This window comes from Halonotius terrestris (assembly GCF_006861665.1).
Classification (GTDB): Archaea; Halobacteriota; Halobacteria; order Halobacteriales; family Haloferacaceae; genus Halonotius; species Halonotius terrestris.
In genome coordinates this window covers 1-9027 of the sequence record NZ_RKLU01000020.1, presented here as the reverse complement: position 1 = coordinate 9027, position 9027 = coordinate 1, and the positions used below count along the sequence as shown (strand labels likewise).

The following is a 9027-nucleotide window of genomic DNA, read 5'->3' as shown; positions in this document are numbered from 1 at the left end:
GTGGAACCCCGCCTTCTTCGCCGGGACGGCGACGTTCGCCTACGAGGTGGCCGCGCAGCGCGGCTGGACCGCCCCCGACGCCGTCGTGATGCCGCTCGGCCACGGCACCCTCTTTCTCGGCGCGTACCGTGGTTTCCGGGCGCTTCGCGAGGCAGGCTGGACCGACTCGATGCCGCGGCTACTCGGCGCGCAGGCGGCCGGCTACGCCCCCTTCGCCGAGGCGCTTCACGGGCCGACCGACGGGAAGAACGAGCTCGCGGACGGTATTCAGATCCGCGAGCCGGCACGACGCGAACAGGTGCTCGACGCGATCGAAGCGACGAACGGCGACGCCATCGCCCTCCCCGAAGCCGCGGTCGAGTCGACGCTCGACCGCCTCCACGCGAACGGGTTCTACACGGAGCCGACGTGTGCGGTCGCGCCCGCGGCGTTGGAGGCGTACCGCGATCGGGGCGTTCNNNNCNCACGTCTTGTTGTACGTGACGTTATTGTCGCCGGTGTAGGTCACCGTCGTCGTGTGGTAATCCTGGAGGCGGTCAACAGCCCACTCCTTGTACTTCGTTTGGGTCTGGCCGAACCGTCGTTCGTCGACGTCGTCGAATACCTCGGTAAACTGCCCGGTATCGAGGGGGACCGTCGCGTGGAAGTTCTCGGTGACCAGCGTCGCGACTTCGTCGTCGGCCACCTTCGGATGGCCGCGCTCAGCGTGGACAACGAACTGTGTGCGGTCGTTGACCCGGTGGATGACACCGACTGAGGTCTCGAAGACAGCGTTCGTGTCGGCGGTGATCGCAACCACTGGTCGGAACGTCACTTGCGAGTGCGGCACCGGCAGATCCGCGGCGTCGATGTTCTCGATGTCGCGGAACGCCTCCTGGACAGGTGCGTCGACATCCGCCGCTGGATCGTACGGTCGGAGCGTCTCGTCACAGAGGATCTCGATGCGCCCGTTGTAGAGATCGAGACCGATCTCGTCGGCGATCTCCCGGAGGTCCTCGCCGTCGATCAGCTCGATGGGATAGGGATCGTCGTTCCGCTGGAGCCGGTCAGCGTACTCCTCGGCAGGGTTCGTAAATCGACCAGTGGTGGCGACCATCCCACGCTTTGGACCGTCGAAGTCGAACGTCGCGATGGCCGAGTGCAGCTTCTGGACGACCGGCCGGCCGACCGTCCCGGTGTGCTTACACTCGACGATTATCGCCCGTCGCGTGCCGTCGACGACCTCCTCCATAATGACGTCCCGCCCCTCGTCGGCCGTCCGCTCTGCCTGGCGGACGTTTTCGTAGCCGAGGTTGCGGAAGACGTCCTCCATCAAGTCCTCGAACTCGAATCCCGAGAGGTCGTCCAGTACAGCCATCCGAATGTAATTGGACAGTATCTTGCTATAACTAAATACGTTGCCGACGGTGGCGACGAAGTCCCGACGACGTGAGCGCTGGTGTTGTTGTTCGTCCCGCAAGGGGTGCGGGACGACACATTCGTCCCGGATTACCGATGAGTTCTGAGAGCAACAGCGAGATCGCTCCCGACAACTGGTGGTTGCAACGCCGAACAGACGACGACCATTTCGTGTTCGCCTACGAGTTCTCGAAATCCGTCCTCTGCCACGTCCAGCAACCCTCGGACTGGCTGGTCCGGATCGATCGAGCCGATGGGACGATCCTCTTCAGTCAGCACGACCTCCGGTCGCGAGCAGCGGCGTTCGACCTCGCCAAGAGCGTCATGGAGCTCTGTACGATGCTCCATCGGGAGGTCGTCACGGAGCGAAGTCAAGCGCGAAAACCGATGTACGTCGGGCCCCGACCAACCGAGGCCGCGAGTGGGAGCAATCAGGGAGCCGGACGCGGTCCAGATACCGCCCGTCGGCCGTCGGATTCCTTCCCCCGCCAGCGCCCGGAACGACCACGAGGCTTGGACCATTGGGAGGGTGAGTTCCGATGACCGGCGGCCGAGCGTACCGCGGTAAACGCTGTATGGGTGGACAGCTGGTGTACACGCCCGATGGCGACGTGCTGGACAAGCACCTCCACGTTCTGCGCCGCGCCCCTGGTGGATTCGACTGGGGACCGGAGGCCGACGAGGCCCGCATCGATCAGCTCGCCATCGCGCTGCTGGCCGATTCAGCGACAAAGAACATCGCGCTCGACCACTACAAGGAATTCGCGCGGTACCTGCGTGAAGAGCTCGAGGGCGACGAGTGGCGACTCCCGACCAGCGACATTTCAGCTGATGCCTGGTCGCGAGACATCGACGTCGCTGATAAGACGCCGTCACCGGAGGACGTCGACATCACGGCAGTCGATTTCGACGAGATGACCTTCGCGGTCGAGCGAGCGCTCTGCGAGCAACACGGCATCAGTGTCCACCAGAGCGTCGACGATCGCCGCGAGGAACTGGAGGAGACCCGCCGGACAGTCCAATCAGAAACTACCGACTCGGAGGAATCAAGCACCGACACCGGCGGCTTCGAATTCCCCGCAGCTAGCCAGTAGGGACGGCGAGGGCGTTTCCGGATCTGTTTGTAGAACCCCCGAGAGGGGTGCGGGGGTCACCACCCCCCGCGACGTACCGATGAACGGAAACACACGACGTCCCACGTCAGGCAGAGTCCAGACAGAAGCGCTCGCTCACCGTCGCGACGACCCCGTCGAATACGTCGGCTTTCGCGTCGACGCCCACCCCGTCGTTCTGAATCTCTCCGAACACCAGCGTCTCACTCCTGATCGAAGTCTCGATCTGGTCAACCACAGTCTGAGAGGCCGGACAAAACGACTGACGTGAGACGGGACTCTAAAATAGTTCTCACGCTGGAGCAGGTGAATCAGTCAGTATAGAAGTCCGCTGGGACAGTCCAGAACGTGATTTGCTCAGTATCTGTCAGAAGGTGGCTGCTGAATATAGAGTGTGTGTTCAGCACTCGACGACGTGCCCGGGTCGTTCGGCTACGGACGCTCCCAGGGAGACGGAACGAACAGGACTCGTCGACGGAGGGTCAGTTCTGTCCGCTGGCCAGGTTCCGTTCGTATCCGTACCCCACGGACGCCGCTATCGGAGCGATGATCGGGAGCGTGAAGAGCAGCCCGAATCCAACGATGAAGGCGACCAGCTCGATGGCTTCGGAAACCGTCCTGTCCGGGGGCGGGCCAGGGGGAGACCCGATGACGGCGGCTGTGATGGCTATCAGCGTCGTGAATACGAATACGGAGACGGCCCCCGAGACGGCGCCGGCGATGGCACCGTAGCGTGGGTTCGGTTCGTCCGGCATCGTCACACGCCAGACAACAGTCGCGACGATCAGCGCGACGACGGGCGTGACGATCATCCCGAGGGTGGGAACGGGACCTGCCCGGGACCCGGAGCCCGACAGGAGATTGAAGATGGCAAATAGCGCGGCAGCGACGTACGCCGCCCCGGCAGTAGCGAGCCCCGCTCCAACATCTCGTCGGGACAGACCGAGATAGCCATTCATTTTCCAATCGACGAACGTTTGTGGTCACTCGAGTATAAACCTTCGACGCCCGACCGTCTCGACCGACACCGCCCACTCGTGACCGACTCGCGCGCTCTATTCAGCACGACTCGCGGAACAATACTACGACCTGATAGAAACGGCCGTGGTACATTGGTAGGGCTATTGGACTGCTTCCAGCTTCCTGTAGGCTATCTATCGGGCTGAAATTCAAGTACGATTTCGGGCCGATAGTGTTTATTGCCCCCGAGAGGGGTGCGGGGGGATTCACTCTCCGTCACCGAGCCATGACCGAATCAGAGTACCCCTGGCGAGACGAATCGCTCCTTCGCGACCTCTACTGGGAACAGGAGTTGAGCACAACCGAGATCGCTGACAAACTGGGTTGTACGCAACAGACAGTCTCAAAGTGGATGCAGCGGCTCGACATTCCACGTCGAGACCCACGCGAGGCAGCCCCGAACCGGCGACGGCATCCTGCTGTCTTCACTGACCGTGGCTACGTCATCTGTGCCTCGAACTACCGCGGGACGACCGACTCCGTCGGAATCCATCGACTCGTAATGGTGGCAGAACGCGGGTTCGACGCCGTCGCCGATAAACACGTGCACCACAAAAACGGCGTCAGGTGGGACAACCGACCCGAGAACCTCGAACTCCTCAGTCGCGCCGAACACGCCGACCGGCACGACTTCGGGACCGAAATTCGGCCATCGGACGACGAGTGGGACAGATCGGACCGCGACCGTGACGATCGGGGGCGGTTCAAATGACGACAGCCTACCTTGGCCGCCGGCGACAGGGCGACCTCGTCGTGACGCGACTCCCGGAATACACGGAACTGACCCCTGACCGTAGTCTCGGTCTGGTCACCCACAGTCCGAGCGGGTTCGACGTCGGGTACCGAGGCAGCGGGCCCGCACAGCTCGCCTGTGGGCTCCTCCTCGACTACTACAACGACGCTCAGGTCGCCCGAGAACACTACATCGCGTTCCGGAATCGTGTGATCAGCCAGCTCGAGTGTGATGGTCCGGCGGCGTGCTGGCACCTCACCGGCGAAGAGATCGACGCGGCGATGGCGACGATCACCGACGACGTCATCGCCCTTCCCGACGGCGGGGGGCCGTCACCGTCACTCCCCGAGAACTGGCGAACGGTTACTCGCCCCGACCGGCAAGTCTTCCAGCGGGCTGATCGCGACCACTACATCGTGCTCGGGGAGGGAGCCGACGGCTGGCTGGCCGTCCTCTGCAGTCAGGGAGACCGTGCCTACCCGGCACCCCTAGCGAGCCGGATGGTTTCGGACGATGCCGATGTCGAGCAGGCCATCCGTGATCTCGTCGACGAGAGCAACGACCTCATCGAGCCACCGGAGGGGGAGTGCTGATGGAGACGCTTCGGTTGTCGCGAGCCACCCACCAGCTGATCGAACGCGGGGTCGAGGCACTCGAGAAAATCGGTCGCGAACTGGAACGGTACAACGATCGGCAAGAGCAGACTGACGGCACCGACTCGTGACGCAGACACGTTCTCCCGGCCAGCGGGCGAGTACCGGCTTCCAGTACACGCGCACTCCCGAGGGGTGCTGGTGTCCCATTCATCGCGACGGCCAGCCGGTCACGGCGCCGCTCGGGTTGCGGTTCGCGGAGCGCGTCCATATCGAATCGATCCCGCGGCACGTCGCCGGCGCGATCTACGAAGCCCATCACTCCTATATGGACAGTGTCCCGCGGACGAACCTCGTCCATCACGGGCTCTGTTACCAGGACCAGCTACTGGGTGCGATTACGTGGCGCTATCCGCTGATTCGCTCGCTGGAGTACGACGGGACGCGATACGAGGGTGACGAGATCGTCGAGGCAGCACGGATCTGTATCGGCGTCGACTTCCCGAATCTCGCCTCCGCCGCGCTCGCCCGGTCGATGGAACGGTTCGTGCGCCGGCACGGCCGGCGGCGAGGCGTTCGCCTTCTCCTGACGTTCGTGCGAGCTGACTTCGACGGCTCGATGATCAAAGCGCTCAGAGACAAGGGCTGGCACTGCGCGGGGAAAACAGAGCCCGGACAGGCAGGTAACCGGCCCGACAAGCAGATCCGAGAGCGGCCGAAGTGGCGGTTCCTCTGTGAAGTTCCTGCTGAGTCGGAACGGGAACAGACCTCACTCGGACGGTGGACCCCGTGATTACAAATGCTCGTCTTGATGAGTTCGCAGCAGAGGAGGAGGATTCGGACAACCAGCCGGAGCGCGATCCATCTGTAGTCGAGCGACTGTTGGACCCGATATCACCGGCCCAGGGGCTGCGACTCATCCCCGGCCAGGGTGACCCGGTGTACCTCCAAAACAGGGGAACTGAACGCTACCTGTTCCGGGATGCCCACGAGCGGTGGTTCATCCTCCAGCCGTCGGCCAAAGAGTCGGTCGAGGGCTTCGTTCGCTGGGTGTATCTCCCCGACGGCAAACCCGCCGAGATTGCCCGGACAGCGATCCGTCAACGGACGGTTCGCGGCTACCGGTACGTCCAGCGAAGCGGAGCTCCCGAGCCGGTTGGGACGACGGTGACAGCGATGTACGTCAGTGAGCCCTGGCCCGACGATGTCTACGAGTGTGGATCCTGCGGAGCCGAGTTCGAGTCGCCCCGTGCTCACGCCCTTCACTGCTGGGAGGACCATCCCTGGGTTCCGAACCCGGAGCTGGTTCGGCTACGCCGCTCCAGCACCGAGTAACGACAGTGCGGCAGTTTCCCGACGGTGGTTCGATTAACCAACAGACAGCCGCTTCCTAGGTTAGTGTTGGTTAACGTGGTGTTGTTGTTGCGCCCGGCAGAGGGGCGCAGGGCGCGAGACGATGCAGGCAGCCGTCGATGAGCGTTCCTGCGTCGAGGTGACTACGATGAAAGACCCAGAGTCGAGAACCATCTTCGCTGGCGTCGATGGACGTACCGACACCGAACTACCCGAGTGGTATCGTCAGCGTCACGGCGGCAAAGACACCGTGAGCTTCGCTGAGGCGATCCGCGACCTCCCGCAGGCCGTCGAGTCGACCGTGGCCTACAAGAATCCGTACACCGACGAGTGGGTCGAGACGGAGCGGTTCAACGCGATCGTCGAGCCGAGTCGCGCTCAAGAACAGGCCCGTGAGGAGGATGCCGAAACGGATTCCTTGTTCCATATTCCGACCGACTCGTACTCGATCATCAACCCGGTCGACGTCTACGGCCCTCTGGAGGAGGTCCTTCGGGAGGAGATTATCGACGGAACGCCGCTGGGTGACGTGATGTTCGGCGAGATTCGTCGCTACCGGGGCGGCGGCGAGGTCCATATGGACATCATGTTCGACGGCCTCGAGGTACGCCTCCCCGGCCGGTCGGACCCGATCACGATGGGCGTCACGTCGGGCTACGACTTCTTCGGCGAGCACGCCGTCTACGTGGAGGGATTCGCCCAGGACGGGTACTGTTCGAATACGATGCGCTCGCTCACCGACAAGGAGGTCATCAAGCACGTCGGCGACGTGCGGAACTTCCGGACCTGGTGGGAGGAGATCCTTGCACAGGTCGAACTCGTCGCCGACGACCTCTTCGAGTTCATCCGTGACGCCCAGGACGTCGACCTCGACTTCTCGGAGCTCCCGTTCACCGTCACGGAGTTCTACGGCCTGCTCGGCTTCCCGGACTACCTGGCCGAACGTGCCGCGAGCGATGCGGAGGCCAACGCGGCCTCTCCCGTCAAGATCGATATGTGGACGCTGCATTCCGGCGCGACGTACGCGCTCACGCACTTTTTCCAGGGCAAGGAGGGTGCGTCGCTGGACGGCTACGTTCGCACGGCCAACGACATCCTGTTCAACCCGGAGGGTACCATCGAGCGCGTCGAGCGAGCCTACGAGGAGGAGCTAGAGGCGGACGGCGACGACGGGTCGCAGGCGTCGCTCGCCGGCGAGCGGGCACTCGCGAGCATCGAGCGCGTCAGCGACGATCTACAGGAGAAGGTCGACCAGTTCGAGGAGCGTGAGGACGCGCTCCGTGAGCGATTCCAGGACGCGATGAGCTGAACCGCGAATTGTCTTAGCTCATCTGTTTTCAGTTGCCCACTCGAGTAACGGCTCCAGTCGCGTTCGAACCTCGTCGCCATCGTCGGTCAACGCATATTCGACACGCGGCGGGATTTCATTATACTGCGTCCGTGAGACGATCCCTGCCTCCTCAAATTCGTCGAGGCGTTTCGAGATTGTCGAGGTACTCGCCGTTGGGAGGTGCTCCTCGATCTCCGCGAACCGCAGTGAGTCGTGTGCGCCGATGATGCTGACGAGTTGCATCGCGTATTTCCGGCTCAACGTGTCGATAACTCCTGTGAGCGGACAGTAGCACGTCCCCTCGACATCGCACGCGGGCGCTGATGAAGTAGTATCTGCCATAGCTTCGTAGCCTCCAACCTACTCTATAGCTTTGGACTCTGGAGTATAAGAACTTCCCGTCGTAAAGTATAGACACAGATGGCCCAGACGTCCGACTATGATCTCGTGATTCTCGGCGGTGGCGCCGCAGCCTTCGCCGCGATCACTGAAGCGAGCCGCCGGGATCTTTCAACGGCGATGGTGAACACCGGCCTGCCAATCGGCGGGACGTGCGTGAACGTCGGCTGTGTCCCGAGTAAGCATCTGCTCGCCGTCGCCGAGAGCGGCGCTGCAGCGTCGGAGAATCCCTTCGACGCCGTTCGATACCCTGAGGAACCGACTGTCGACTGGGCCGACGCACTCGACGGGACCAACGGTCTCGTCGAACGGTTCCGGCAGGAGAACTACGTCGACGTCGCAGAACACTTCGAGACCGACATTTACGAGGGCTACGGCCAGCTGGTCGGCGACACGACTATCGAGGTCGTCGACGGCGCCGACGAGGGCGCGCGCATCACTGGGGAGAAAGCGCTCGTCGCGACCGGCAGTTCACCGTGGGCGCCGCCCATCGACGGCCTCGACGACGTCGACTACTACACGAGCGAGACCATCCTCGAGGAGCGCGACCTCCCAGGGAGCATGGTCATCATGGGTGGTGGGTACATCGCGCTTGAGTGGGGTCAAATCCTCCACCGTGTCGGCGTCGACGTGACCATCCTCCAGCGCTCCGGTCACGTGCTCTCAGATATGGAAGGTCAGCTCGGCCGGGAGATGCAACGAGTCTTCAATGAGGAGGGAATCGACGTCGTGACCAGTAACGACTTCCAGCAGGTTCAGGATGTGGCTACCGACAGTGGTGCTGACCCTGGTCAGAAGGGCGTCGCTGTGGAGACTGTTATCGAGGGCGAGGAGCGAGCGTTCACCGCAGAGGCGTTATTCGTCGCGACCGGCGTCCAGCCCAACAGCGAGGACATCGGCTTGGAAGCAGTCGGCGTCGAGACCGAATCCGATGGCGCGATTCGCGTCGATGAGCATTTCCAGACGACCAATTCCGACATCTACGCGGCGGGGGACGTGATCGGCGAGCCCGAACTGGAGACGGTCGCCGCCAAGGAGGGCAATCACGCCGTCAAGAACGCCTTCGGCAACGAGGGCGTCAGCATCGNC

11 protein-coding genes and 3 pseudogenes are annotated in these 9027 nt (G+C 63.0%); 11 read left to right on the top strand and 3 right to left on the bottom strand.

Translation table 11 applies throughout. The features are described from left to right. A pseudogene (locus EGH24_RS14985) lies at positions 1-457 on the top strand (pyridoxal-phosphate dependent enzyme); the annotation flags it as partial. On the opposite strand, the pseudogene EGH24_RS14980 reads toward EGH24_RS14985, so the two are convergent. Further along, a pseudogene (locus EGH24_RS14980) lies at positions 455-1357 on the bottom strand (restriction endonuclease); the annotation flags it as partial. The pseudogenes EGH24_RS14985 and EGH24_RS14980 sit on opposite strands and share 3 nt — an antisense overlap. Positions 1358-1494: 137 nt before the next feature. Between EGH24_RS14980 and EGH24_RS14975 the strand changes: the two are divergent. The 3 genes and pseudogenes from EGH24_RS14975 to EGH24_RS15900 all read left to right on the top strand — a co-directional run. Further along, positions 1495-1941 carry a hypothetical protein gene (locus EGH24_RS14975; RefSeq protein WP_142980880.1) on the top strand — a complete coding sequence of 149 codons (447 nt, stop codon included), beginning with the start codon at positions 1495-1497 and terminating at the stop codon, positions 1939-1941. Continuing rightward, positions 1938-2492 (top strand): DUF6166 domain-containing protein, encoded by a 555-nt coding sequence (locus EGH24_RS14970; protein ID WP_142980879.1) that lies wholly within the window; start codon positions 1938-1940, stop codon positions 2490-2492. Before EGH24_RS14975 ends, EGH24_RS14970 begins: the two co-directional genes overlap by 4 nt. 79 nt (positions 2493-2571) lie before the next feature. Then, positions 2572-2760: pseudogene (locus tag EGH24_RS15900) on the top strand (DUF6166 domain-containing protein); the annotation flags it as partial. A 232-nt stretch (positions 2761-2992) separates the two neighbouring features. On the opposite strand, the gene EGH24_RS14960 reads toward EGH24_RS15900, so the two are convergent. Continuing rightward, positions 2993-3469, bottom strand: coding sequence for a hypothetical protein (locus EGH24_RS14960; protein WP_142980877.1), 477 nt, complete (start codon positions 3467-3469; stop codon positions 2993-2995). A gap of 287 nt (positions 3470-3756) precedes the next feature. Between EGH24_RS14960 and EGH24_RS14955 the strand changes: the two genes are divergently transcribed. The 6 genes from EGH24_RS14955 to EGH24_RS14935 all read left to right on the top strand — a co-directional run bounded on the left by EGH24_RS14955 (position 3757) and on the right by EGH24_RS14935 (position 7518). Then, positions 3757-4242 (top strand): HNH endonuclease signature motif containing protein, encoded by a 486-nt coding sequence (locus EGH24_RS14955; RefSeq protein ID WP_142980876.1) that lies wholly within the window; start codon positions 3757-3759, stop codon positions 4240-4242. Next, positions 4239-4856, top strand: a complete 618-nt coding sequence (locus EGH24_RS14950; protein ID WP_142980875.1) for a DUF6166 domain-containing protein — start codon at positions 4239-4241, stop codon at positions 4854-4856. Before EGH24_RS14955 ends, EGH24_RS14950 begins: the two co-directional genes overlap by 4 nt. Then, a complete protein-coding gene (locus EGH24_RS15825; protein WP_281284949.1) occupies positions 4856-4987 on the top strand; it encodes a hypothetical protein in 132 nt (43 codons plus the stop codon). The genes EGH24_RS14950 and EGH24_RS15825 overlap by 1 nt, the downstream gene beginning before the upstream one ends. Then, positions 4984-5649 carry a hypothetical protein gene (locus EGH24_RS14945; protein WP_142980874.1) on the top strand — a complete coding sequence of 222 codons (666 nt, stop codon included), beginning with the start codon at positions 4984-4986 and terminating at the stop codon, positions 5647-5649. Before EGH24_RS15825 ends, EGH24_RS14945 begins: the two co-directional genes overlap by 4 nt. Beyond that, positions 5646-6191, top strand: a complete 546-nt coding sequence (locus EGH24_RS14940) for a hypothetical protein (protein WP_142980873.1) — start codon at positions 5646-5648, stop codon at positions 6189-6191. Before EGH24_RS14945 ends, EGH24_RS14940 begins: the two co-directional genes overlap by 4 nt. Positions 6192-6357: 166 nt before the next feature. Next, the gene (locus EGH24_RS14935; protein ID WP_345775872.1) at positions 6358-7518 is read left to right on the top strand and encodes a hypothetical protein; all 1161 of its coding nucleotides are present in this window, start codon (positions 6358-6360) and stop codon (positions 7516-7518) included. 18 nt (positions 7519-7536) lie between these two features. On the opposite strand, the gene EGH24_RS14930 is transcribed toward EGH24_RS14935, so the two are convergent. Then, complete coding sequence (locus tag EGH24_RS14930) at positions 7537-7881, bottom strand: winged helix-turn-helix transcriptional regulator (RefSeq protein ID WP_142980872.1); 345 nt, start codon at positions 7879-7881, stop codon at positions 7537-7539. A gap of 78 nt (positions 7882-7959) precedes the next feature. On the opposite strand from EGH24_RS14930, the gene EGH24_RS14925 reads away from it, so the two are divergent. Further along, positions 7960-9027: dihydrolipoyl dehydrogenase family protein (locus tag EGH24_RS14925; RefSeq protein ID WP_142980871.1), on the top strand; the 1068-nt coding region annotated here is incomplete at its 3' end.